The 25,100-nt window shown below is 65.5% G+C and carries 23 protein-coding genes; 12 read left to right on the forward strand and 11 right to left on the reverse strand.

Annotated elements, in window-relative coordinates:
• Window positions 1–166: 166 nt before the first annotated feature.
• From ACODRZ_RS10640 to ACODRZ_RS10655, 4 genes are all read left to right on the forward strand, one after another.
• Window positions 167–832, forward strand: coding sequence for a PadR family transcriptional regulator (locus ACODRZ_RS10640; protein WP_488970568.1), 666 nt, complete (start codon window positions 167–169; stop codon window positions 830–832).
• Entirely contained in the window at window positions 829–1,131 is a 303-nt protein-coding gene (locus ACODRZ_RS10645) for a DUF2218 domain-containing protein (RefSeq protein ID WP_488970450.1), read from the forward strand. The genes ACODRZ_RS10640 and ACODRZ_RS10645 overlap by 4 nt, the downstream gene beginning before the upstream one ends.
• Before the next feature lie 243 nt (window positions 1,132–1,374).
• Window positions 1,375–2,970: a lysine--tRNA ligase gene (locus ACODRZ_RS10650; protein ID WP_488970451.1), complete on the forward strand. Its 1,596-nt coding sequence runs from the start codon at window positions 1,375–1,377 to the stop codon at window positions 2,968–2,970.
• 16 nt (window positions 2,971–2,986) lie between these two features.
• On the forward strand, window positions 2,987–3,517 hold the full coding sequence (locus ACODRZ_RS10655) for a DUF1003 domain-containing protein (protein WP_488970452.1): 531 nt from the start codon (window positions 2,987–2,989) through the stop codon (window positions 3,515–3,517).
• A 659-nt stretch (window positions 3,518–4,176) separates the two neighbouring features.
• Here the strand turns inward: ACODRZ_RS10655 and ACODRZ_RS10660 are convergent.
• The 4 genes from ACODRZ_RS10660 to ACODRZ_RS10675 form a co-directional block, all read right to left on the reverse strand.
• On the reverse strand, window positions 4,177–4,857 hold the full coding sequence (locus ACODRZ_RS10660; protein WP_488970453.1) for a 2OG-Fe(II) oxygenase: 681 nt from the start codon (window positions 4,855–4,857) through the stop codon (window positions 4,177–4,179).
• A gap of 152 nt (window positions 4,858–5,009) precedes the next feature.
• Window positions 5,010–5,939 carry an RcnB family protein gene (locus ACODRZ_RS10665; RefSeq protein WP_488970454.1) on the reverse strand — a complete coding sequence of 310 codons (930 nt, stop codon included), beginning with the start codon at window positions 5,937–5,939 and terminating at the stop codon, window positions 5,010–5,012.
• 199 nt (window positions 5,940–6,138) lie between these two features.
• On the reverse strand, window positions 6,139–7,818 hold the full coding sequence (gene ettA / locus ACODRZ_RS10670) for an energy-dependent translational throttle protein EttA (protein WP_488970455.1): 1,680 nt from the start codon (window positions 7,816–7,818) through the stop codon (window positions 6,139–6,141).
• A gap of 108 nt (window positions 7,819–7,926) precedes the next feature.
• Complete coding sequence (locus ACODRZ_RS10675) at window positions 7,927–9,033, reverse strand: hypothetical protein (RefSeq protein WP_488970456.1); 1,107 nt, start codon at window positions 9,031–9,033, stop codon at window positions 7,927–7,929.
• Between the two features lie 77 nt (window positions 9,034–9,110).
• Between ACODRZ_RS10675 and ACODRZ_RS10680 the strand changes: the two genes are divergently transcribed.
• Window positions 9,111–10,475, forward strand: a complete 1,365-nt coding sequence (locus ACODRZ_RS10680; protein WP_488970457.1) for a M20/M25/M40 family metallo-hydrolase — start codon at window positions 9,111–9,113, stop codon at window positions 10,473–10,475.
• Window positions 10,476–10,550: 75 nt separating this feature from the next.
• Here ACODRZ_RS10680 and ACODRZ_RS10685 read toward each other — a convergent pair whose 3' ends face one another.
• The 4 genes from ACODRZ_RS10685 to ACODRZ_RS10700 all read right to left on the reverse strand — a co-directional run bounded on the left by ACODRZ_RS10685 (window position 10,551) and on the right by ACODRZ_RS10700 (window position 14,618).
• Window positions 10,551–11,435 carry an HpcH/HpaI aldolase/citrate lyase family protein gene (locus ACODRZ_RS10685; protein WP_488970458.1) on the reverse strand — a complete coding sequence of 295 codons (885 nt, stop codon included), beginning with the start codon at window positions 11,433–11,435 and terminating at the stop codon, window positions 10,551–10,553.
• A 321-nt stretch (window positions 11,436–11,756) separates the two neighbouring features.
• Window positions 11,757–12,647, reverse strand: a complete 891-nt coding sequence (locus ACODRZ_RS10690; RefSeq protein WP_488970459.1) for an SDR family NAD(P)-dependent oxidoreductase — start codon at window positions 12,645–12,647, stop codon at window positions 11,757–11,759.
• A gap of 28 nt (window positions 12,648–12,675) precedes the next feature.
• Entirely contained in the window at window positions 12,676–13,914 is a 1,239-nt protein-coding gene (locus tag ACODRZ_RS10695; protein WP_488970460.1) for an MFS transporter, read from the reverse strand.
• A gap of 56 nt (window positions 13,915–13,970) precedes the next feature.
• Complete coding sequence (locus ACODRZ_RS10700; RefSeq protein WP_488986197.1) at window positions 13,971–14,618, reverse strand: TetR/AcrR family transcriptional regulator; 648 nt, start codon at window positions 14,616–14,618, stop codon at window positions 13,971–13,973.
• A 132-nt stretch (window positions 14,619–14,750) separates the two neighbouring features.
• Between ACODRZ_RS10700 and ACODRZ_RS10705 the strand changes: the two genes are divergently transcribed.
• From ACODRZ_RS10705 to ACODRZ_RS10735, 7 genes are all read left to right on the forward strand, one after another.
• Window positions 14,751–16,100, forward strand: coding sequence for a hypothetical protein (locus tag ACODRZ_RS10705; RefSeq protein ID WP_488970462.1), 1,350 nt, complete (start codon window positions 14,751–14,753; stop codon window positions 16,098–16,100).
• Complete coding sequence (locus ACODRZ_RS10710; RefSeq protein ID WP_488970463.1) at window positions 16,097–17,512, forward strand: acyl-CoA reductase; 1,416 nt, start codon at window positions 16,097–16,099, stop codon at window positions 17,510–17,512. The genes ACODRZ_RS10705 and ACODRZ_RS10710 overlap by 4 nt, the downstream gene beginning before the upstream one ends.
• Before the next feature lie 208 nt (window positions 17,513–17,720).
• Window positions 17,721–17,951 (forward strand): biotin/lipoyl-containing protein, encoded by a 231-nt coding sequence (locus ACODRZ_RS10715; RefSeq protein WP_008830979.1) that lies wholly within the window; start codon window positions 17,721–17,723, stop codon window positions 17,949–17,951.
• A 41-nt stretch (window positions 17,952–17,992) separates the two neighbouring features.
• Complete coding sequence (locus tag ACODRZ_RS10720; protein WP_488970464.1) at window positions 17,993–18,544, forward strand: peroxiredoxin; 552 nt, start codon at window positions 17,993–17,995, stop codon at window positions 18,542–18,544.
• Between the two features lie 120 nt (window positions 18,545–18,664).
• Window positions 18,665–19,792: a peptide chain release factor 2 gene (gene prfB / locus ACODRZ_RS10725; protein WP_488970465.1), complete on the forward strand. Its 1,128-nt coding sequence runs from the start codon at window positions 18,665–18,667 to the stop codon at window positions 19,790–19,792.
• A gap of 110 nt (window positions 19,793–19,902) precedes the next feature.
• On the forward strand, window positions 19,903–20,652 hold the full coding sequence (locus ACODRZ_RS10730) for a class I SAM-dependent methyltransferase (RefSeq protein WP_488970466.1): 750 nt from the start codon (window positions 19,903–19,905) through the stop codon (window positions 20,650–20,652).
• 31 nt (window positions 20,653–20,683) lie between these two features.
• Window positions 20,684–22,090, forward strand: coding sequence for an NAD(P)H-dependent flavin oxidoreductase (locus ACODRZ_RS10735; protein WP_488970467.1), 1,407 nt, complete (start codon window positions 20,684–20,686; stop codon window positions 22,088–22,090).
• 21 nt (window positions 22,091–22,111) lie between these two features.
• On the opposite strand, the gene ACODRZ_RS10740 is transcribed toward ACODRZ_RS10735, so the two are convergent.
• The 3 genes from ACODRZ_RS10740 to ACODRZ_RS10750 form a co-directional block, all read right to left on the reverse strand.
• Entirely contained in the window at window positions 22,112–22,588 is a 477-nt protein-coding gene (locus ACODRZ_RS10740; RefSeq protein ID WP_488970468.1) for a DUF805 domain-containing protein, read from the reverse strand.
• 31 nt (window positions 22,589–22,619) lie between these two features.
• Window positions 22,620–23,927, reverse strand: a complete 1,308-nt coding sequence (locus ACODRZ_RS10745) for an ammonium transporter (RefSeq protein ID WP_488970469.1) — start codon at window positions 23,925–23,927, stop codon at window positions 22,620–22,622.
• Between the two features lie 149 nt (window positions 23,928–24,076).
• Window positions 24,077–25,075, reverse strand: a complete 999-nt coding sequence (locus tag ACODRZ_RS10750) for a 2-hydroxyacid dehydrogenase (protein ID WP_488970470.1) — start codon at window positions 25,073–25,075, stop codon at window positions 24,077–24,079.
• Window positions 25,076–25,100: the final 25 nt, after the last annotated feature.

Raw genomic sequence — 25,100 nt, forward strand, 5'->3', positions numbered from 1 at the left:
GGAAAAAATTACGGCTCGATACAAATTTCCCTCTTGTTGGATTTCACTCAAGATATATCTTAAAGCCATCATGAAGCATATGGAATGAATGATGAGAAACTCAGATTGCAACCATGGTCGCGGACGCGGCCGTCACGGTGGAGAGCGCCGCTTCGGGCGCGAGGACATGATGGCAGCGATGTCGGAAGGCGCTGAAGACTTGCGCGCCATGCTTGGTCGCCACGGCGGCAGGCGCGGCCTGCACGGGCTGGCGCGTGGTCCGCTCGGCGGCGGCTTCGGGAAGGGTATCCCGGGCGGCTTCGGGGGCGGCATGGGCGGGCGCGGCGGCCCTGACGGTCCGCGCGGCGAAGGTCGCGGCGGTCGTCGCAAGCGGCTATTCGACCAGGCCGAACTGCAGACCTTGCTGCTCGCCCTGATAGTCGAGGCACCGCGCCACGGCTACGAGCTGATCCGCGAGATCGAGGCGCTTTCCGGCGGCGACTATGCGCCGAGCCCGGGGGTGGTCTACCCCGCGCTGATCTACATGGAAGAAACCGGCCTGATCGCCCCCGTCGCCGGGGACGGCGCCCGCAAGGCCTTCGAAGCCACCGACGAAGGCCGCGCCAAGGCTGAGGCGGACGCGGAGAAGTTCGCCGAACTCAAGGGCCGCCTCCGGGCTCTGGCCGCGCAGCGCGACCGGGTTGATCCCGCACCGGTGCGCCGGGCCTTCCACGCGCTCAAGACTGCGGTGTTCGACCGGCTCTCGACCGAAGGCGCCGACCGTGACTTCATCCTGCAGATCGCGGATGTCATCGACGAGGCTACCCGCAAGATCGAAAGGATCGAGAAGTGAGCACCATCGCCGCAACCGTAAAGACGCCTAACGGCGGCAAGTACGTCCGCCAGCTCTGCAAGCACTGGAGTCACAAGCTGGAAACCGAGGTCGAGGGCGGCGATGAGCATTGCAGGGGCACGGTGAGGTTCCCCAATGCCGTCACCGTGATGGACGCCGATGCCGAGGGTATCGCCATCACCATCACCGGTGAGGACCGCGACGCGGTGCAGGGCCTGACCGACGTGGTCGCCCGTCACATCGACCGCTTCGCTTTCCGCGAGGACGCGCTGGTCTACGACTGGGCGTGGCGGGACTGAACGGGGGGCGCTTTGGGCTCCTCCTACCCACCGTCATCCTGAACTTGTTTCAGGATCCATCGGGCGGTTGGTGCAGGGAGGTTGCTGGCCGAGTTGCCTTCTCGGCTTACTGATCGACGCACAGGGCCATCGGCCTGATGGACCCTGAAACAAGTTCAGGGTGACGGGGGTGTGGGGTGAAGTAGCTTGCGATCCCGACTCCACCCTTGCGAAAATCGCGCATTTCGCCTTAGAGCGCGGGCCATGACCGAAAATGCCCTGATCGAAGCCGCACGTGTGTCCAAGGCCTGGCCCTTCCAGGAGGCCCAGAAGTTGCTCAAGCGGTTCCCGCAGGGCAAACCCGACGGCGCGCCGGTGCTGTTCGAGACGGGCTATGGTCCCTCGGGCCTGCCGCACATCGGCACCTTCCAGGAAGTCCTGCGCACTACGCTGGTCCGCCGCGCCTATGAAGCGCTGACCGGCGGAGCGCCTACGCGCCTCGTCGCGTTTTCGGACGACATGGACGGGCTGCGCAAGGTTCCGGACAACATTCCGAACGCCGACGTGCTCGCCGCCAACCTCGGCAAGCCGCTGAGCCGCATCCCCGATCCGTTCGGCACGCATGAGAGCTTCGCGCATCACAACAATGCGATGCTGCGCGAATTCCTCGACCGCTTCGGGTTCGATTACGAGTTCGTCTCGGCCAGCGACCGCTACAATTCGGGCGCGTTCGACGCCGCGCTGGCGCGGGTGCTCGAATGCAACCAGGCGATCCTCGACGTCATGCTGCCGACGCTGCGCGAGGAGCGCCGCCGGACGTATTCGCCGGTGTTGCCCGTCTCGCCCACCACGGGCGTTGTGCTGCAGGTGCCGGTCGAGGTCGTCGACGCCAAGACCGGCATGATCCGCTTCACCGACGAGGACGGCACGCAAGTCGAGCAGTCGGCGTTCGGCGGCAATGCCAAGCTGCAGTGGAAGGTCGACTGGGCGATGCGCTGGTTTGCGCTGGGCGTCGATTACGAGATGTGCGGCAAGGATCTGACCGACTCGGTTATCCAGTCGGGCAAGATCGTGCAGGTGCTGGGCGGTCGCAAGCCCGAGGGGCTGATCTACGAACTGTTCCTCGACGAGAACGGCGAGAAGATCTCCAAGTCCAAGGGCAACGGCCTGACCATCGACCAGTGGCTGACTTACGGCACCGAGGAGTCGCTTGGCTTCTACCTGTTCCGTGAGCCCAAGAGCGCCAAGCAGCTCCACGTCGGCGTAATTCCCAAGGCGGTGGACGAGTACTGGCAGTTCCGTGGCAATCTGGCCGGACAGGCGCTCGACAAGCAGCTGGGCAATCCGGTGTGGCACCTGCTGCGCGCCAATGGCGGCACCGAAGGCGCGGGCGATACCGTGCCGGTGACCTTCGCGCTGCTGCTAAACCTCGTCGGCGTGCTCGGCGCGGATGCCACGGCGGAGCAGGTGTGGTCCTACCTCGGCAACTACGTGGTCGATGCCAGCCCCGAGGCGCATCCCGACCTTGCGGAGATGGTCCGCGCCGCGCTTGCCACCAATCGCGACTTCATCGCGCCCACGCTCCAGCGTCGGGCGCCGACGGCCAGCGAGGCCGCGGCGTTGAAGGACCTCGACGGGCAGCTTGCCGCTTTGGGTGAAGCCAGCGCCGAAGACCTGCAGAACATCGTCTACGAGATCGGCAAGAACGAAGCCTATGGCTTCGAGAACCTGCGCGACTGGTTCAAGGCGCTTTATGAAACTCTGCTCGGTTCGCCGCAGGGGCCGCGCATGGGGAGCTTCATTGCCCTTTACGGCGTTCCCGAGACGCGCAAGCTGATCGCCGAGGCGCTTGCAGCCTGATTTGAACGGAGAGGCGATGCGCCGGACCGACCTGACGCCTGAAGAACTCTGCGAGGAACTGCTCGGTCGCAAGCTGAGCGACGTCGATGCAGAGGAGCGGCGCGTTCTCGCGCGTATCGCCTCGGGAACCGTCATGGGGCCGGACGCCCAGGAGGAAGCCGCGCTGCATGCCAGTTTCGGGGACCGGCTGGCCGACCGTGTCGCGGCCATCGGTGGCTCCTGGGGCTTCATCATCGCTTTCGGCGTGGTGTTGTTCGGGTGGATGCTGGTCAACAGCCGCATCCTGGAAGTGTTTGGGCTGCATCCCTTCGATGCTTATCCCTACATCTTCCTGAACCTGATGCTCTCGATGCTGGCGGCGATCCAGGCGCCGGTGATCATGATGAGCCAGAACCGGCAGTCCGACAAGGACCGCATCGCGGCGCGGCATGACTACGAGGTCAACTTGCGCACGCAGCTGGAGATCATCCGACTGCACAAGCGGATGGACCATCTGTTCGAGTTCCTCGAGGCCCGTGCCAGCGCCGAAGCCGGCGACGACACCTGAGTTCTCCCCGAGCTTGCTCGGGCGGTGCAGGGGAGGTCGGGAAATCCGCCCGGCGAAGCTGCGGCCGCCGGCCGTGAAGCGCCTATCTTTCGGCGCGCAGCTGGGGCTTCGACAAGCTCAGCCTGAGCGGGATCTAAAGGCCTGCTCTCAAAGCCGCTCACCCTGAGCTTGTCGAAGCCCCAGCTCGATGACTGGCATATGCACATACGCCAATACCCGCTGGCGAGTGCGGGCCATTACGCCGGGGAAGTCAACGCATCCGAGAGAACATCGGGTCGGCGTCGGGAGCGTCCACGCTGGGACGCGGGGGTTTGTTTTCCGCTCACTCTGGCGAACGGCCGGGTAGCTGCGGGCAGCCCGGCTCGACCTGCATTCCATCGGAGCCGTCCCGTATGACCGACGTTAGGGTTCGCGTCGTTGGCGGTCATGGGTCATCCGGGATAGCCTTCGCGTTGTCTGTCCATGAGGACAAAGCGGTTCGAAGGACGTTTCCAGAGCCGAGAGGACGGTCCGGGTCTTCGTTGGGCGCGTGGTTTGCGTGATCACGGCTTGAAACCGCATCCCGGCCCACGACGCCGACCCGATACACCGAGGCGACGTGATCTGCGTCGCTCCGGATGTTGTGGCATATAACCTATTTGGCGATAAATGTCAAGAATTCATTGCCAGGTCCTTGTGCGGAACCATTTGGTGACGACGTATTTGACCCCGCGCACTACGGGGCGCGCCGCATGCATGGTCCAGGGATTGGGGGTGCCGTCGGGCAGGGCGTTGTTCCAGAGCAGCAGCGTTCCGGCACAGGGCGGGATGCTGAGCGCCATGCGGGTGAAATCGGTCATACCGCCTTCGTCGACGCTGTTGAGGTAGACCATGGCGGTCCAGCTTCGCTGTCCTCCGCAGCGTCGCTCGGTTCGCCAATAGCCGGCGGCGGTGTCGAACCAGTCGCAGTGTTCGTTGAAGTACTGCCCGCAAAGATAGCGCTGGCCCTGCGCGGCCTCTCCGCACGTAGGCGCTATGCCGGTTATCGCCGAGAGGCGCGCCTCAAGCGTGCGAACGCATTCGTCGGCTTCGTCGATGTCGCCGGAGTAGCTGGTGCGATAGTCCGGCCAGAGTGCGCCGTCGACTAGGCTTGACGGGCAGGCGACAGCATCGATCAGCGTCATTAGGCGGGCACATGCCGGATCCGTCAGGAAGCCGTCTATGGCGTAGATTTCCGCTCGGTTGTCGGGAAAACGGCGCACGGAAGGTTCCGCCGCCAGCCGTTCCCGCACAGCCGCGCCGATGCGGGCCAGGGCCTTTCGATCGGGGGCATTTCGATCGGGAGTGGCGGTTGCGGTCATGGCGGGCAGAGTATCTGCATTCGTCGAGAGTTCAATTGCCCCCGCGAATTATCCTGGTGTGTACAGTACAGTCCGGAAGTGTTTCTCGCGGACATAAGAAAACTCCCGGAGTTTTACCTCCGGGAGCCTTTCGTGTCTTGTGGCTTGGCGTTTTACCAGAAGAAGTCGTAGATCACGTCCACCACTTCGCCGCTGTACACATCGACCAGCAGGACATCGTCATAGTAACGCACCCAGCGGTAAGGGCCGTAGACCGGGGGCAGGCGATAGGCCCAGGGGTCATTGATCCAGTAGCGGTTGCCGTAGAACATCGAACCCAGCGAAAAGCCGATGCTCAGACGACGGTACGAATAGCCGTTGTAAGGCGCGTAATAGCGGCCGATGCGGTAGGTGTTGCGATTGCGGTCGCGATAGCGCTGCCAGTCGTAGCGGTTGTCGCGGCGCCAGTCGTTGCGGTTCCAGGACTGGTAGCGATCACCCCGGCCGTTGTCGCGCCAGCCGTTGTTGTCGCCTCGCCGGTCATTGTTGCGCCAGCGGTCGTTGTCACCGCGGCGATCGTTGTCGCGCCAGCGGTCATTGTCGCCGCGACGGTCGTTGTCGCCGCGCCATGAGGGGTTGCGGTCGTTGTCCGGGCGACGTCCGTCATCCGGGCGCCCGTTACCGGCTCGCCATGCGTTGTCGCGGCCGCGATTGTCGTCGCGGCGGATCGCCTGGCCGGCACCGCGATCGTTATCCGGCCGCTGGTTGCCCTGCCACGATGGGCGGCCCTGCTGCTGTCCGGCCGAGGGGCGCGAGCCTTGCCAGTTGGCCCGGTCGTCACCGCGATTTTGCTGAGGAGCGGGCCGGGCCTGGGGCTGGCGCTGCTGCTCGCGCATCTGGCGAAGCTGCGGCCCGATCTCGCTGCGGCCGTTCAGGCGCTGTTGCTGGGGCTGAGGGCGCGGCTGCGAGCGTTCGGCGCGGCCGTTGTTGCCGCGATCGCGCCCCTGGTCCTGGGCGAAGCTGGGGCTCGACATGCCCGTGATTGCGATCGCCATGGTGGCGACGGCGATCAGTACACCTGCTTTTCTGTTTTTCGTTGCCATTGTTCCGGTCTCCAAACCGAAGTGCCGGACGGCGAAGCGCGGCTCATCGTTGAACAGGGTGTACCGGATCAGCGCTGTCGCAATGGTGAATGGCGGGGTTGCTCACCGTTAAGTTTCGTAATGTTGCAGCGACAAACGAAAAGGGCCGCCGTCCGATCACTCGGACGACGGCTCCTGTCTCATCGCGATCCTATGAGGATCAGCGCGTCAGCTTCTTGTACGCCAGCGCGGTCGGACGGTCGGCGGCATCGCCCAGACGGCGGCGCTTGTCCTCTTCGTAGGCGGCGAAGTTGCCTTCGAACCATTCGACGTGGCTGTTGCCCTCGAACGCGAGGATGTGCGTGGCGAGACGGTCGAGGAAGAAGCGGTCGTGGCTGATGACCACGGCGCAGCCCGCGAAGTTCTCGATCGCCTCTTCCAGCGCGCCCAGCGTTTCCACGTCGAGGTCGTTGGTCGGTTCGTCGAGCAGGAGGACGTTGCCACCCTCCTTGAGCATCTTGGCCATGTGGACGCGGTTGCGCTCACCGCCCGACAGCTTGCCGACGTTCTTCTGCTGGTCGGCGCCCTTGAAGTTGAACGCACCCACGTAGGCGCGGGTCGAGGTGTCGTGACCGTTGACCTTCATGTAGTCGAGCCCGTCGGAGATTTCCTCCCAGACGTTCTTCTTGGGGTCGAGGTGGTCGCGGCTCTGGTCGACGAAGCCGAGGTGGACGGTCGAGCCCATCTCGATGGTGCCCTCGTCAGGCGTTTCCTTGCCGGTGATCAGCTTGAACAGCGTGGACTTGCCCGCGCCGTTCGGGCCAATGACGCCGACGATGCCGCCCGGCGGCAGGATGAACGAGAGGTTCTCGAACAGCAGCTTGTCGCCGTAAGCCTTCGAGATGTTGTTGACCTCGATGACCTTGCCGCCGAGGCGCTCGGGCACCTGGATGACGATCTGGGCCTTGCCGGGACGGCGGCCCGACTGGGCTTCCTGAAGCTGCTCGAACTTGCGGATACGGGCCTTGGACTTGGTCTGGCGCGCGGCCGGGGTCTGGCGGATCCACTCGAGTTCTTCCTTGAGCGCCTTGGCGCGGCCGGATTCCTCGCGGTCCTCCTGCTCCATGCGCTTGGCCTTCTTCTCGAGGTAGGTCGAGTAGTTGCCCTCATAGGGGAAGTACTTCCCGCGATCGAGTTCGAGGATCCAGTTCACCACGTTGTCGAGGAAGTAGCGATCGTGGGTGATCATCAGGACCGCGCCCGCGTATTCCTTGAGGTGGTTTTCCAGCCATTCGACGGATTCGGCATCGAGGTGGTTGGTCGGTTCGTCGAGCAGCAGGATCGAGGGCTTCTGGATCAGCAGGCGGGTCAGCGCGACGCGGCGCTTTTCACCGCCCGACAGGCTGCCCACGGGCCAGTCGCTCGGCGGGCAGCGCAGCGCTTCCATGGCGATTTCGAGCTGGTTGTCGAGCGTCCAGCCGTCGACCGCGTCGATCTTGCCCTGCAGATCGCCCATTTCCTCCATGAGCGCGTCGAAATCGACGTCCTCCGGCGGATCGCCCATGATGTTGGAGATCTCGTTGAAACGATCGACGAGGTCTGCGGTCTCGCGCGCGCCGTCCTTGACGTTTTCGAGGACGGTCTTGGTCGGATCGAGTTCCGGCTCCTGCTCGAGATAGCCGACGGTGATGTTCTCACCGGGCCAGGCTTCGCCGGTGAAGTCGGTGTCGATACCGGCCATGATCTTGATGAGGGTGGACTTACCGGCGCCGTTCGGGCCGACGATGCCGATCTTGGCGCCCTGGTAGAACTGCAGCGAGATATCGCTGAGCACCGGCTTCTGGGCGCCGGGGAAGGTCTTGGTCATGCTCTTCATGACATAGGCGTATTGGGCGGCCATGCGGTTCCTCTGGATGGAATATCGGGTCTGGATAGAGTTGCGGCCGCTACTACAGGGGCGAGGGCGGATTGCCAAGGGGAGCCGCCGGAGGCCGGGGCCTTGCCGCGTTCAGCGGCGCAGGGCGCTCGCCAGATCGCGGGTCGTGCGGGGGAGAAAGGCCAGTCCGGCCATGACCATCGGCACGCTCAGGATCGCCCAGTAGAAGTTCACCGGCCTTGCGAAGACCGCCAGCAGCAGCGCGATCGTGGCCAGCCACGGCAGCGCGAGGCGCGCCAGCGGCATGGGCGCGCCGAGAAAGCCGATCAGGCACAGCAAAACCGCGAGGTAGCTGAAGGGCGCGGGCAGGAGGTGCAGCACGGTCACGTCGGCGATGTCCTGCAGTACCGCTCCGGGGCCACGCAGGCCGCCCCAGCCTTGCGACGGCGCGTCGCCGGGGAGCGACAGCGGCATGACCGCATGACGATGCAGGAGCAGCACGACCGCATAGGCGAGGAGCAGCGCGGCCCATGCTGCAAGCTGCTTGCGTCTGCCTCCCCGCCAGGCCTCGAATGCCGCGAGGAGTACGAAGGGCAGTGCCAGTTCGCGGATCGCCAGCGCCAGCGCGGCGGTGAGAAAGGCGGCGGTGGGCAGCCCGTTGACCCGCAGCGCCATGGCCAGGGTGATGAGCACCCCGGCCCATAACTCGTGCGATATCGCCAGGCCGGGGCTGGCGGCCATCGCCCCGCCTGCCAGCACCAGCAGCATCGCGGCCACGCGCTCGCCCGTACCGACGAGTGGACGCAGCATGGCGAACCATGCGACGGCAGCAGCGGCGAGCAGGACGCAAAGGACGGCGTGCGTCGCGCGCCAGCCCAGCGCTGCCTCGATCCAGGCCAGCGTCGGGAGACGCACGGTCACGAACGGGCTGGTCGGAAAGCCATGCGCCCGCTGCAGGCGCGTGGCGGCGTGATAATAGTCCTCGCCCCCATTACCCGCTGCCCCGACTGCATTGCCGATGTCGTGATAGAGCTGCACGTCGGAATAGCGCCCGTCGCCGCTGATCGCCTCGCCGGTCTGGGCCGCGCCGATCGTCAGCGTGCCCAGCGCCAGCGCCACGATGAGGGCGATCACGGCCATGGCCTGAATGCGGGTGAGGGCGGCGAGCATCGCGCGGTTGTGTTCGCAGCCTTGCCTGGCGGCAAGGCCGCGACGGGGTGCCGTCCTGTTTATCCACATGGCGGCACCGTTCGTCGCGCCCTGCCGGTGATCTTCGAACCTTGGCAGGGGGGCAGGGCTCGGTTAGCACTTGCCGCATGAGCACCCTCCCAGCCATTCGCGCAGCACTTTTGGCCGCCGCGCTTTCCGCCGCCGTTCCGGCTTCCGCAACTCCCCAGGAAGGTTCCGGTGTCGCCTGGGACATCGTCGAGGGCCTGACGACCGAGATCGGTCCGCGCATGGCCGGTTCGGACGCGGAAGCGCGTGCGCGTGACTGGGGTTCGGCCAAGCTGAAGGCGCTCGGCTTCCAGAACGTGCGGGTCGAAGAGTTCAAGACCCTCGCCTGGACCCGTGGCCCGGAGAGCGCGAAGCTGACGGCGCCTTACGCGCAGCCGCTGGCGATCACTGCGCTCGGTTTCTCGGTGCCGACGCCCAAGGGCGGGCTGAAGGCGGAACTGGTCTACTTCCCTACACTGGCTGCGCTGGAAGCCGCGCCGGACGGTTCGCTCAAGGGCAAGGTCGCTTTCATAGACCATGCGATGCGCGCGGCGCAGGACGGTTCGGGCTATGGTCCCTACGGAAACGTGCGCCGGCAGGGGCCGTCCATCGCCTCGCGCAAGGGCGCGGCGGGGGTGGTGATCCGCTCGGCCGGGACCGATAGCCACCGCAATCCGCATACCGGCGTCACGGTCTTCGCCAAGGACGTCCAGCCGATCCCGGCGGGCGCGGTCTCCAATCCCGACGCCGATCTGGTCGCCCGGACCGCGGCACGGGGCAAGCCGATGGCGATAGATCTGAAGCTGGAGGGCAAACCTTTTCCCGACGCACCTTCCGGCAACGTAATCGCGGACCTGCCGGGGCGCGATCCCTCGCTGCCGATCATCGTCATCGCCTGCCACCTCGACAGCTGGGACCTCGGCACCGGCGCCATCGACGACGCCTCGGGCTGCGCGATCGTGACGGCGGCGGCGCTGGCGGCGCAGCAAGGCGGGCAGGCGCTGCGCACGATCCGCGTGCTGTGGTCGGGCAATGAGGAGATGGGTGTCGGTGGCGGAGGCGGTGCTGCCTACGCGCGGATGCATGCCGCAGAGCCGCATGCAGTCGCGATGGAAAGCGATTTCGGTGCCGACACGGTGTGGGCGGCGAAGTTCAACACCGCCGCGGACAACAAGCCGATGGTGGACAAGGTGAAGGCGGCGCTCTGGCCGATGGGTATCGTCCCGCACGAAGGCGAGACCGAGGGCGGCGCCGACGTTGCCGCGATCATCAAGGCGCAGGAACTGGCGGTGATCGACCTCGGGCAGGACGGGATGCACTATTTCGACCTCCACCACACGCCGGACGACACGTTCGACAAGGTCGATCCGGCAGCGTTGCAGCAGAATGTCGATGCCTGGACGGCAGTGCTCAAGGTGATTGCCAACGAGCACGGCGTGATCGGCAAGGGTGCGGCGGCAAAGTAGGCGTTTGCTGGAAGGAGCTTCGACAGGCTCAGACTGAGGGGACTATGAGCGGGGGTGACATTCCCGCTCATCGATTTACCCCCGCTCATCCTGAGCTTGAAGTATCCGTTCCGACACGGCGACCAGCCGCCGGGCCTGCTGCAGATGCAGCAGTTCGGTCATCTTGCCATCGACCTTGATTGCGCCTTTTCCCTGGTTCTCGGGCTGCTCGAACGCGGAAATCACCGAAGCCGCCCAGGCAAGGTCCGTCTCGCTGGGAAAGAACACCGCGTTGCAGGGTTCGATCTGCGCGGGATGGATCAGGCTCTTGCCGTCGAAGCCGAACAGCAGGCCCTGACGCGCCTCGGCCTCGAACACGCCGAGGTCGCGGAATTCGTTGCAGACGCCGTCGAGCACGGTGACGCCATGCGCGCGCGCGGCTGCCACGGCCATCGACAGGAACGGCAGGAACGGCGTGCGTTCGAGCGTCGACTGCGCGCGCATTTCCTTGGCGAGATCGTTGAGCCCCATGATCCACAGCGACAGCCGCGTCGAACGCGCCCGGGCGGCGATAGGTTCGAGCGCGAACACGCTCGCGCAGGTTTCAATCATCGCCCACAGCTGCATTGCCGCAGGTGCTCCGGTAAGCGCGGCCTCCAGCCGGTCGATGTCCTGCGGGCCGTTGACCTTGGGCACCAGCACTGCGTCGGCGCCCGACCCTGCGACGGCAGCGAGGTCGGCGGCGCCCCATTCGGTGTCGAGCCCGTTGACCCGGATCGCGACTTCGCGGTGGCCGAAGCCGCCTTCCGCGATCGCCGCGACGGCGGCGGCGCGGGCTTCGTCCTTGGCCTCGGGAGCGACCGCATCCTCGAGGTCGAGAATCACCACGTCGCAGGGCAGGGTGCGCGCCTTGGCGATCGCCTTCGCGTTAGAGGCCGGAAGATAGAGCGCGCTGCGGCGTGGACGGTCGATCGGTGTCATCAGGCAAGGTCCCGTGCAAGGATTATCGCCGCATCCTTGCGTCGTCGGTGGCGACGGGGTCAAGCACGCGTTCTGCCTTGCTGCGATGGTTGGTGCGGCATCAATTGCGCGATAGGCAAAAGCCTCTAGGACCAAAGAACAATTTGCAATCGTTTGTGATATATATACCAGAATCACAGCCGCAGATGGTCGCTCGCGCATCGCGACCGGGGGCGCGGAGACGCTCTCTCCTCCACCCGCGCCCCAGGCGGCAGCCCTTCAGGGTCGCACAACGTCGCCCCGTGACCCGCTCTATGAAAGAGCAGGCACGGGGCGATGCGTTCAGGTGCCTGCCAGGATCCGCTCGCTTTCCTGCCACAGCCGCATCGCCGCTGCATCGTCGAGCGCCTGCGGGGCGGCGGCGATCTCGGCGAGGTCGTGGAAGTAGCGCCCGCCGTTCTCTCCGGCCTCCGGGGCGGTCGCCAGCCAGACTATAGTGCGCGCTGGCTGCTCGGGCGGAATCAGGTCCTGGCTCGCCATGTAGGTCTGGAGCGAGACCTCGCCATGACTGGAGAAGTTGGAGCCGACCTTGCCCGGATGCATCGCCTGAGCGGTGATACCCTTGTCGGCAAGGCGGCGGTCCAGTTCCCGCGTGAAGAGGAGATTGGCGAGCTTGGCCTGGCAATAGGCAGGACCGGCCGCGAAGTCGTCCAGCATCATCAGGTCGTCCCAGCGCATCGCCTCGCTCTGCTCGTGCGCGAGCGATGACACCGCGATGACCCTCACCGTCCCGGCAGGGCTTTCCGCGGCCGCGCACTCGAGCAACGGCAGCAGTTCGCGCGTCAGCAGGAAAGGCGCGAGATGATTTGCCGCGAACGTCGATTCCAGCCCCTCGGACGAGACGTAGAGGCCGTCACGGATGCCGCCGGCGTTGTTGACGAGGACGTGGACCCGGTCGGTCAACCCGGCGATCTCCCTTGCCACGCGCCGGACGTCCGCCATTTCCGCGAAGTCGCCGCGGAGGAAATCGACCTTGCCGAAGGCGCGAAGCTCGGTCTCGGCGGCATCGCAGCGTGCAGGGTCACGGCCGGTGGCGATGACGTGCCAGCCCATGCCCGCGAAAGCGGCGGCGCTGGCCTTGCCGATGCCGGAACTGGCACCGGTCACGACGACAACTCTGTCCGCATCGCGGTTTGGGCCGCTTTTTGGACTGTGTGCAGGGGATGATGTCATGGCGATGTCCTTGTGCGTGTAGAAAGCATCAGATGGATGGCGCGGGTTCGGGCGAAGCCTCGTTACCGGGAGGGTGACCGCCGCGCCCGGTCATGAAGAAGCAGAGCGCACCGACGATGGTGATGGCGGCGCAGAACAGCAGGAACAGGTCGAAGCTCTCTGTCCTCCCCAGCGTCACGCTCAGCACCAGTGAGCCGACCGCGCTGGCAAGCCCCATCGAGGCGATCAGGAAGCTGTAGACGAGGCTGAAGTTCGCGACGTCGAAGGTGCGCGATGTCAGATAGGCGCCGATGTCGCCCTCCGCGCCCTGCGCCAGTCCGACGAGCAGCACCGCCGCCGCCAGCACCCAGGGCTGCTCGGCCGGAGACGCGAGGATCAGGAAGCCGATCGCGGGAAGCCCCAGCGCGGTCAGCGCGACCGTCTGCGCCGGGACCTTGTCGAGCGCGATGCCGCTGATGAAGCGCCCGACGATGACGCCCACCGCGTAGAGCGAGATGATCCAGGTGGCGAACTGGCTCGTCGCGCCGCTTTCGACCAGCACCAGCTTGAGTTGCGAGGATACGATCACTGTCGGCACGTTGCAGAAGAACATGCCCGCCACGATCAGGATGAAGGCGGGGTGGCGCACCAAGGCCAGGAACTGCGCAAGGCTTATCGACGCGGCGGTGCGTTCGGGCGCCGCTTCTCCCTTGCGTCGTCCCCCGACCAGCGTGATCGCCATTATCCCGCCCAGCGCCGAGATCGCCGCGAGCAGGCGATAGCCCGCGCGCCAGCCCTCTGCATCGATCACTTCGCCGACCAGCGGCACGACTGCAGCGCCCACCAGCGGAGGCCCGCTCATCAGCACCGACAGCGCCATGCCGCGCGCAAGGTCGAAGCGCTGGATCACGACGCGCGTGAACACCAGCGTCGTCGTCAGCACGCCGAACAGATGCTGGATCAGGGTTATGGCGAAGAACTCGTAGATGTTCCCCCGCATGAAGCTGAAGGCGAGGAAAGTGAGCGGGACCGCCGTGAAGCCGATCGTCGCGGAAATCCGCGCGCCATGCCTGTCGGTGAAGCGGCCCCAGAACGGCACGACGAACATGCTCGCAAGGCCGAGCGTGCCGACGAGGGCGAACTGCGCCTTGTCCCATCCGAATTCGGCGATCAGTTCGGGCGCGAAGAGGTTGGTCATGTAGTGGTTCAGCGCCGACCCCAGCGCCACGCCAAGTGCGGCGCCGAGCAGCACCGTCCAGTTGACCCGAAACTCGCGGAAATAGGTCACTTCGGCTCTCTCCCATGACGCGCGCGGCTTTTGCCGCGTCGCGATGTGTCGTCAGATCATCGAGGCAACGCCCCCTTCAGGAACAGGTCGATCGCGAAGCGCACGCGCCTGTCGACGTCTTCGCTCGCCAGCGTGTTGCCCGACAGAATGAAGCGCACCGGGCCGCTGACGACCATGCTCATGAAGACGTTGGCCGCAAGCATCGCGTCGCCGATGGCGAGTCGTCCCGCACGGGTCTCCTCCCCGAGGATATCCGCAAGGAAACGCACGGTCGGCAGGGCGGCGATGCCATAGTAGGTCTGCATGATGTCCGGGAAGCGGTAGCTCTCGGTATTGATGAGGCGCTGCAGCTTGGCGCCCGCAGGCTCGGCCACCAGCCCGATGCGCAGCATCGCGATGGCGACCAGCGTATCCTCCAGCGTGTCCTTGCGGGTGGCGGCGATCGTCTCGGCACTGACGGCGCGGGTTTGCGTGCCATGGCGCAGGGCGGCCCGGAACAGCGCCGCCTTGTCCGGATGCTTCGCGTAGACCGTGCGCTTGGTCATGTTCACATCGGCGGCGATCCCCTCGATCGTGGCGCTTTCGTATCCCTTGTCGAGAAAATGTTCGAGCGCGGCGTCGAGCAGGGCGACGTGCCGGGCCTGAGCCTGTTCGCGTGTGGGCCGACCGGCCTTGGCAACGGATAGGGGCGTATCGTCGAGCATGGTCTCCATGGACCCGATTTGGCTTGCGTCGCCAAGAGGCTCGTGAATAATGAAACTCATAAGGTGCTATTAATCGAGTCGCGGCCTGCTGTCCAGCAAGTCGCGATGACGAGGGAGAGGAGAGACGAGATCATGGGTGTCGCAGTAGACAAGCTCACGGCCCTGGTGGCCGATCCGGAGCGCTTTGCGTTCTCGGCGGACGAATTGAAGGAAACCCAGGTTGCCGCGCTGGACGAGCGTTTCCAGGAGCGGCGCGACCGGATCAAGCTGCTTGGCCTGCGTGCCCGCGATGCCGGAATCGACGGCATCGGCCGGATCGAGGACATGGTGCCGGTGCTGTTCCCCCACACCGCCTACAAGTCCTACCCGGAAAGCTACCTGATGGATGAACGCTGGGACCGGCTGACCAAGTGGCTCGGCACGGTTTCCGCGCATTCTATCGAGGGCATTGCGCTGGACGGGATCGACGGCATCGACGACTGGATCGCGCGGCTGGCCGAGCAGGGGCACTTCATCTCCTGTTCCAGCGGGACCACCGGCAAGTCGGCGATGCTGATCGCCTCGCAGAAGGACATGGACTGGTCGCGGATAGACACGGTCAACGTCTTCGCATGGGGCTCGGGCGTGGTTCCGGCGCAGGACCGGCTGATCATCGGTTGCGCCCCGGTGGCGACGGTGCCCAAGAACGCCACGATCGCGCAGGCGCAGTACGAAGCCTTCGCCAATCCGGAGTGGCCGCGCTGGAACTACCCGGTGCCGCCGATCACGGTTGGTTCGCTGACGGCGATGGTGGTCATGCGCAAGAAGATCGCCGAAGGCACTGCCCGTCCGGACGAGATCGCCGCCTTCGAGGAAACCTCGGCCGAGCGCGCGCGGCTGGTCGCCGATGCGGTGCCCGCGACGGCGCAGTTCATCATCGAGAACCGACACCGCAAGCTCCAGCTTTCGGGGCTGTGGAACGGACTGTGGCAGGTCGCCAAGGCGGTGCGCGACGCGGGATACGGGCGCGAGGACTTCGATCCCGACAACTCGATCTATGTCGGCGGCGGCCTCAAGCGCGCGCAGCTTCCGGCGGACTATCAGGACTACGTGTTCGAGACCTTCAACATCCCGGCCGACCGGCATTTCCAGAACTATTCGATGCAGGAACTGAACTCCGGCATGCCCAAGTGTCGCGAGGGTGGGCGCTATCACGTGCCGCCGTGGATCGTGCCGGTGCTGCTCGACAAGTCGGGTGACGAGGCGCTTCCCCATGCGAGAGGCGAACAGGAAGGGCGCGCGGCGTTCTTCGACCTCTCCCTCGACGGTCGCTGGGGCGGGGTCATCACCGGCGACAGGATTTCGCTGGACTATTCCCCCTGCGCCTGCGGCAACCATGGCCCGTCGATCCGCGACGATATCGCGCGCTACGCGGACCTCGAAGGTGACGACAAGATCGGCTGCGCGGGCACCGTCGATGCCTACGTGCGAGGTGTGGCATGAACGAGATCGCACAGCCCGAGGTCAGCGAAGACCTCGTTTCCGCCCCGTTCTTCCTGCGCGGCGAGGTGCTGCACGGGACCGACGTGATCCAGAAGTCGCGCGATCTCGGCGTCACGTTCGCCACCCCGCGCATCCCGTTCGACCGGGCGGTGCCGCCGCGTACCGAAGTGCCGCCGCTCCTCAATGTGCCGTTGGCCGAGATCATCGACTTCCTCGTCGAGACCGGCCAGCGCCTGCTCGCGACCGACAACGACCACATGCAGGAATGCATCGAGCGCATGTGCCGCACGCATATCCTGCCGCGCGCCGTCGTCGAGAACACCGCGCGCCACGCGGCGGCCTATCTCGACAAGCGGGTGCTGATGGCGGAAGTCGAACAGAACTTCCCCGATCCGCGCGCACTCGACGAATGGGTGCCCAAGCAGGACTTCACCGGCCGCAGGAGCTTCGTGCGCGCCTTCGCACCGCGCCTGATCCATGTGCTGCCGGGCAATTCTCCCGGCGTCGCGGTCAAGTCGGTGGCGCAGGGCGCGATGGTCAAGGGCATCAACCTGTTCAAGATGAGCAGCGCCGATCCCTTCACCATGGTCGCGATCCTGCGCACGATGGCAGACCTTGATCCCACCCATCCGATCGTGCGCTCAATGTCGGCGGTCTACTGGCGCGGCGGCGACGATGCGACCGAGCGGGTGCTCTATCGTCCGCAGTACTTCGACAAGATCGTCGCCTGGGGCGGCGGTGACGCTATCAACAACGTCATCAAGTACCTCGGCCCGGGCTTCCAACTGGTGTCCTTCGATCCCAAGACCTCGATCTCGATGGTCGGGCGCGAGGCGCTGGCGGACGAGGAGACCATCGACCGGGTGGCGGACTTGTGCTCGGTGGATGTGATGACACTCAACCAGGAGGCCTGCGTCGCCAGCCGCTTCCAGTTCGTCGAGGGAGACGAGGCGGCAGTGGACCGCTTCTGTGCACGCTTGCATCACCACATCGCCCGGCGAGCGGCCGAGAGCGGCGACGTCCGCCCGCTCGACATGGACATGCGCGAGGCGGTCGAATCGATGACGCTCATGGACGACGAATACGGCGTCTGGGGGCGCACCGACGGGCGAGGGCTGGTGATCCGCTCGGACGAACCGGTGGACTTCCACCCGATCAACAAGACCGCCAACGTCGTGCGGGTCGACAGTCTCGACGATGCGGTGAAGTGGATCAACGTGGCGACGCAGACGGTCGGCTTCTACCCGTTCGACCGCATGGCCACCTACCGCGACCGCCTCGCCGCCGGAGGCGCACAGCGGATCGTCCATCTGGGCGAGGCGGGGCCTGCAACCATCGGTAACCCGCACGATGCGATGTATCCGCTCCACCGCTTCGTGCACTGGATGGCGCACGAGGATGGGCGGGGGTAGGGCAGGCACCTTTCGGCAAGCTCAGGGTGAGCGGGGGGTATCGAGGCCTCTCACATCCGCTCAGGTTGAGCTTGTCGAAGCCCTCTCGGCCACGCGCAACATCGCCGAGACGGATATGTCCGCCCCTCGCTTGCCTGCTGCCGCGAGTGCGCTACCCATCGATCAAACAGCCCGCCGTGCCGGGCACGCGAAGGGGATCACAATCACCATGGCCGTCGAAATCCTGCTCCCGAAGATCGGTTTCTCCATGCAGGAGGGCCAGGTTGCCGAATGGCTCGCTGCCGATGGGGCGCAAGTGACCGAAGGCCAGCCCCTGTTCTCGCTGGAGGCGGACAAATCGACCAACGAGGTCGAGTCCCCCGCCACCGGCACGCTCAAGATCGTTACGCAGACGGGCGAGACTTACGAAGTCGGCACCGTTCTCGGCTGGATCGAGTAACATGCTGGACAGGCGCGGATAGTCGGGTCACTATCCGCGTCATGAACCGCCTTCTCCCCGCTGTCGCCGCCTTCGGGCTCCTTGCCGTCTCGGGCACCGCGCATGCCAGCTTGGCGGTCGGCGCGAAGGCGCCGCAGTTCGCGGCAAAAGGTGCCAAGGCGGGCAAGGAAGTCGATTTCGATCTTGCCAAGGCACTGAAGAAGGAGCCGGTCGTGCTCTACTTCTACCCCAAGGCGTTCACGCAGGGCTGCACGCTTGAGGCTCACGCCTTTGCCGAAGCCACGCCCGAGTTCGCGCAGCTTGGCGCGACTGTGGTGGGTATGTCGGCGGATGATCTGCCGACGCTCAAGAAATTCTCGACCGAGGAATGCCGCGACAAGTTCGCGGTGGCGACGGCGAGCCCCAAGGTGACGAAGGAATACGACGTCGCACTCACCCGCCCGGGTGTCCCGGCGGGCATGACCCAGCGGGTAAGCTACGTGATCGACCAGAGTGGCCACGTCGTCTTCGTCCATTCCGACATGGACTATCGCGAACATGTCACGATGACGCTGGCGGCGGTCAAGGCGATGAAGGCAAAGCGTCCGGGGTGATTTCGCGCCCCCTGCGCCGAACGGCCTGAGCGCCACTTTACAAACAGCCGTACTGCGCTAAGCGGTGCGGCTCGTTTGTTTTAGGCCGGTCGCAATTCCGGCTCATCGGAGTTTTTCGTCATGCGTGCCGAGGGGCAGGCCCACATTGTCCGCATCGAGAAGGCCCTCGCGCTGGTCCGCAAGTTCCTCGACTGGGACCGCGCCCTGCGCCGGTTCGACGAGCTGAACGCGCGCGTCGAGGACCCGACCCTTTGGGAAAAGCCCAAGGAGGCCGAGGCGGTCATGAAGGAACGCCGCCGTCTTGAGGCCGCAATCGGGGCGGTGAACACCATCAGCGCCGAGATGGCCGACGCTGTCGAGTTCGTCGAACTGGGCGAGATGGAAGGCGACGAGGATACCGTCAACGAAGGTCTTTCCGCGCTTGCCGCGCTGGCCGAACGCGCCGACCAGGACAAGGTCACTGCGCTGCTCTCGGGCGAGGCGGACGGCAACGACACCTACCTCGAAGTCCACGCCGGCGCGGGCGGCACCGAGAGCCAGGACTGGGCCGAGATGCTCCAGCGCATGTACACGCGCTGGGCCGAGCGTCACGGCTACAAGGTCGAGCTGGTGGACTACCACGCGGGCGAAGCCGCGGGCATCAAGAGCTGTACCCTGCTGATCAAGGGCGAGAACGCCTACGGCTATGCCAAGACCGAGAGCGGCGTCCACCGCCTCGTCCGCATCAGCCCCTATGACAGCTCGGCACGTCGCCACACCAGCTTCTCGTCGGTCTGGGTCTACCCGGTTATCGACGACAGCTTCGAGATCGACATCAACCCGGCCGACCTGAAGATCGACACCTACCGCGCTTCGGGCGCCGGTGGTCAGCACGTCAACACCACCGATTCGGCCGTTCGCATCACGCACGGGCCGTCCGGCATCGTCGTCGCCAGCCAGATCGACCGCTCGCAGCACAAGAACCGCGAAATCGCGATGGGCATGCTCAAGGCGCGCCTGTTCGAGGAAGAGATGCGCAAGCGTGAAGAGGCCGCCAGCGCCGAGCATGCCAGCAAGAGCGACATCGGCTGGGGCCACCAGATCCGTTCCTACGTGTTACAGCCCTATCAGCAGGTAAAGGACTTGCGCACCGGGGTCGTCTCGACGGCCCCCGGCGACGTGCTCGACGGCGCGCTCGATCCCTTCATGGCCGCGGCCCTGTCGCAGCGCGTGACCGGCGAGAAGGTCGAAGTCGAAGACGCCGACTGAGGCAGAGCGGTCGTCTCGTCTCGGGACACTGGCCGGGGCGTGGGGGCATGAATGCGACGGATCTCTTTCAACCGTTTTGCCAATCGGGCGCACAGGCGCTAAGGGGCCGCATGTTCCGCGCGTTTTCCCTCATTCCTGCCGTGCTGGCGCTGGCTGCGTGCCAGCAGCCTGCCGTCGATGACGGGCGGGAGAAGGGCGCGCCGAAGTTTCCCAAGCCCGATCGCCCGATCGCGCAAAGCACTTCCAGCACGTTCTCGACCGAAGCCCAGCGCGACAGTTCGGGCGAGGCGAACACGGTGATGGACCTTGCGGGCGTGGCGCCCGGCATGAGCGTTGCCGATCTCGGCGCGGGCGAGGGGTACTATACCGTGCGCCTCTCTCACCGCGTCGGCAAGAAGGGCCGGGTGCTGGGCGAGGACATCGATCGCGGGGCGAACGAACGCCTCGCCACGCGCGTCATGCGCGAGGAACTGGAGAACGTCTCGATCAAGCTGGGCCGCCCGAGCGACCCGAGTCTGCCAGAGAAGAGCTTCGACCGCATCTTCCTCGTGCACATGTATCACGAGGTCGGCGACCCTTACGGTTTCCTCTGGAGGCTGCGCCCGGCGCTGCGCCCCGGCGGCAAGATCGTGGTTGTCGACGTCGATCGTCCGGCCGGAACCCATGGCCTGCCGCCGTCGCTGCTTTTCTGCGAATTTGCGTCGGTGGGCTATCGGTTGACGGAATTTGTTCGCAAGCCCGAATTACAGGGCTATTATGCGCAGTTTGAAGTCGCAGGGGCAAGGCCTGCGCCGGCAGATATAAAGCCGTGCCGAATTTCGGGGGTAGCGCCGCCGAAAACCAATGGATCGCAGGGCTGAGCCGCGAAAGCCTGGGGAAAGACGAGAGAAAATGAGTTTCAAGGGTCTCAAGCCGATCATCTATGGTGGCCGTGAAGTCTGGCCGCTGGTCGAAGGCGGCAAGGGCGTCGCCGCGACGAACCACATGAGTTCGGGCGCGTGGGCGGCTGCGGGCGGTATCGGCACGGTCAGCGCGGTGAATGCCGACAGCTACGACGCCGAAGGCAAGATCATCCCGCAGATCTACAATGCGCTGACCCGCAAGGAACGCCACCAGGAACTGATCGACTACGCTATCGACGGCGCGGTCGAGCAGGTCCGCCGGGCCTTCGACATCTCGGGCGGCAAGGGCGCGATCAACATCAACGTCCTGTGGGAAATGGGCGGCGCGCAGCAGATCCTCGAAGGCGTTCTGGAAAAGACCCGCGGCATGGTCACCGGCGTCACCTGCGGCGCGGGCATGCCCTACAAACTGTCCGAGATCGCGGCGCGCTTCAACGTCAACTACCTGCCGATCGTCAGCTCCGCCCGCGCCTTCCGCGCCCTGTGGAAGCGTGCCTATCACAAGGTTGCCGACCTGATGGGCGCGGTCGTCTACGAGGATCCGTGGCTGGCCGGTGGTCATAACGGCCTGTCCAACGCTGAAGACCCGCTCAAGCCCGAGGATCCGTACCCCCGCGTCAAGGCCCTGCGCGACACCATGCGCGCCGAAGGCGTGCCGGACAGCGTGCCGATCGTCATGGCGGGCGGCGTGTGGTTCCTGCGCGACTGGAACGACTGGATCGACAACCCGGAACTCGGCTCGATCGCCTTCCAGTACGGCACCCGTCCGCTGCTGACGCACGAGAGCCCGATCCCGCAGGCGTGGAAGGATCACCTGCGCACGCTGGAGCCCGGCGACGTCTTGCTGCACCGCTTCTCGCCGACGGGTTTCTATTCCTCGGCGGTGCGCAATCCGTTTCTGCGCAATCTGGAAGCGCGTTCGGAGCGCCAGATCCCCTACTCGAAGGTCGAAGCGGGCGTGCACACCGTGCGTCTCGACGTCGGCGTGAAGGGCAAGAACTTCTGGGTCGCCCCCAAGGATCTGGAGCGCGCACGCACCTGGTCGGCGCAGGGCTTCACCGATGGCCTGCGCACGCCGGATGACACGATCATCTTCGTGAACCCGGCCGAGCGCGACGAAATCCGCAAGGATCAGGCCGACTGCATGGGCTGCCTGTCGCACTGCGGTTTCTCGTCGTGGAAAGACCACGACGACTACACCACCGGCCGTCTGGCGGACCCGCGCAGCTTCTGCATCCAGAAGACCCTGCAGGATATCGCTCACGGCGGTCCGATCGACGAGAACCTGATGTTCGCCGGTCACGCGGCCTACAAGTTCAAGCAGGATCCGTTCTATTCCAACGGCTTCACGCCCACTGTGAAGGAACTGGTCGATCGCATCCTTACCGGCGACTGACCGGTCAGGACAACGAGGCTTTCAGATGGCCGGCACGGAGCGATCCGTGCCGGCCGTTGCCGTTTCGGAGCGGGAGGGCCAGGCCACCATCGCAACGAAGCTGCCGACGGCGGGCAGCGTCAGCAGCCAGTCGATATAGCTGAAAACTGCCTCGATGGCGCTGCGCATGCTCCATCCGGCAAGGATGCCGATGAGTTCGAGCAGCAGGGCGCGGGCGACAAGGATCAGCAGCGGGGCGCTCCACCAACCGCTGCGGCCTAGATCGTGAAAGCGGCGGATCGACAGGGCGAACACGGGCAGGGCGACCTTCACCTGTACGCCCAGCATGACGGCGCGCAGGATAGGGCTGGGATCGAGCCAGCTCGTCGCCAGTGCCAGCACTGCGACTGGAATCTGCGAAATCAGGATATAGGTGATGAACTCGCGGCGGTCGGCCTTGCCGCGAAAGTCCAGGGAGCGGGCGACACTGCGGCCAGCCTGCCGGAAATAGGTGATCATCGTCCCATTTCCGGTTTTCCGGGGGTGAGTGTCAATCGAAATTCCATGCCCGTTCGCCATGTGAGGCGCTGTCGAGCCCTTCGCGCTCGGCGTCCTCCGACACCCGCATGGGAAACGCGAGCGAGGCCATGAGAGCGAGGATCACCGTGCCGACGAGCGACCAGACCCCGACTACCAGCACGCCGATGCCCTGAGCCGCCAACTGCGCGACCGGATTCATCCCTTCTCCATAACCGACGCCGCCCAGACTTTCGGACAGCAACAGCGCGAGCAGCAGCGAACCGACAATGCCGCCTACGCCCTGTACGGCGAAGACGCCTAGCGCATCGTCGATCAGCAGCTTGCGGCGCACCAGCAGCCCCGCGAAATGGCAGGTCACGCTGCCCATCGATCCGAGAAGGAGGGCCGAGCCCGGCGATATGAAGCCTGCGGCCGGAGCCAGCGTCGCGAGACCGGCCATGGCGCCGCTGGCGAAGCCGATCGCGGTCGGCTTCCCGGTGGTCAGCCGCTCTACCAGCAGCCATGCCGTTGCGGCGGCGGCGGTGCCCACATGCAGGGCGATGATCCCAGCTGCCGCATCGTCGTTGGCAGCGATGGCCGAGCCGCCGCTCAGCGCGAGCCAGCCGATCCACAACAGCGCCACGCCCGCAATGGACAGGGCCGGACCCTGCGGTGTGACCGCCCCCTGGGTGACGCCCTTGCGCCGTCCGAGCATTACCGCGATGACCAGCGCCGATATCCCCGTCGTCACGTTGACGACGATGCCGCCGGCCCAGTCGAGCGTGCCCACGCCTTCGGCCAGCCAGCCTCCGCCCCAGATCCAGTGCGCGACAGGCGCATAGACGACGAGGCTCCACAATGCCGCGAAGGTGACGATCCATCCGAACCGCGCGCGTTCGGCCCCGGCACCGACCAGCAGGGCAGGGGCGAGGGCGGCGAAGACCATCTGAAACAGGGCATAGGCGCTTTCCGGAACGGTGGTTCCCGCACGCACGTTGCCCAGCGTGATCAGCATCCAGGCATTACCCTTGCCCAGCCAGCCACCCGCGACGTCGCCGAAGGCGAGCGTATAGCCGACGATAATCCAGAGCGTCGAAGCCGCCGCGAAAATCGCGCCGCACTGGAGCAGCACGGAAAGGGCGTTCTTCGCGCGCACCCGTCCAGCATAGACCAATGCAAGGCCTGGCAACGTCATCAATCCAAGCACCGACGCGGCGAGCAGCCATGCGGTGTCTCCCCCATCCGCGACGTCGAGCCGCCCATCCTGCGCGAAGGCAGCCGTCGGCACCAGCGCACCCAGCACGACTAAGGCCGTCGATAGTGGAAGGCTGGCAGCCATTGTCGAACGCCTGATCATCGCGCGGTCATTCCCCATGAGATTCGCCGCCGCGATAGCGGACGAACTCTTTACGCCGGGTTAGATCAGGAAACTAATTCGGGACAAGTGATTGCAATCCCGAAGTGGACTGGTGGGCGAAAACCGCCGTCTCAGGGCAGGTCGGGAAGCACCATGTCCGGCGGGCGGTGGCCGTCGACCCATGAGCGGATATTGGTGACGATTTTGTGCCCCGCGGCCCCTCGTCCCTCGTAAGTGGCGCTGCCGAGGTGCGGCAGGGCGACGAGGTTGGGCATCGCGAGCAGTCGCGGATTCACTTGCGGCTCGCGTTCGAAAACATCCAGAGCCGCCGCGATACGCTCCTGAGACAGCACCGCGATCAACGCATCCTCGTCGACGAGGCGCCCCCTGCTTGTGTTGACGAGACACGCGCCCGGCTTCATCAGGCCAAGGCGGCGGGCATCGACCAAGTGCTCGGTTTCAGGTCCGGCGGGGCAATGCAGGGTCAGGATGTCGGCTTCAGCGACGAGCCGGTCCAGATCGGGCTCGTAGCGGGCAGAAACCATGTTCTCGACCGCAGGGGGCAGGCGATGCCGGTTATGGTAGCGGATATGCAGCCCGAACGCCCGTGCACGGTGCGCCACGGCCTGCCCGATCCGTCCCATGCCGACCACGCCGAGCGTCTTGCCGCTGAGCGAATGGCCCAGCATCGAGGAGGGTGCCCATCCTTCCCATCGCCCTTCGCGCAGTGTCCGCGCATTCTCGCTGAAACGCCGCGAGACGAGTATGATCAACGCAAGAGCGAGGTCGGCGGTATCATCGGTGAAGACGCCCGGCGTATTGGTCACCAGAATGCGGTGGGCGCGGGCGGCGGCGACGTCGATGTGCTCGGTGCCGGCTCCGAAACTGGCGAGCATCGCGATGCGATCTCCGGCGCCGGCGATCATCGCCGCGTCGATGATATCGGTGACGGTCGGCACCAGCACGTCGCAGTCGCGCATGGCGGCCTCGATCTCGGGTCGCGTCATCGGCCGGTCGTCGCGGTTGGGAACAAGGTCGAAAAGTTCGGCCATGCGTGCTTCCACCTCCGGCAGCAGCCGTCGCGTGAGGATCACGCGGGGACGGGGCGGGAGCGGGCGCGCGGTATCCATTTCGGGACATGGGCTAGGCCGTCCA

The sequence above is a fragment of the Novosphingobium sp. FG90 genome (genome assembly GCF_057808725.1).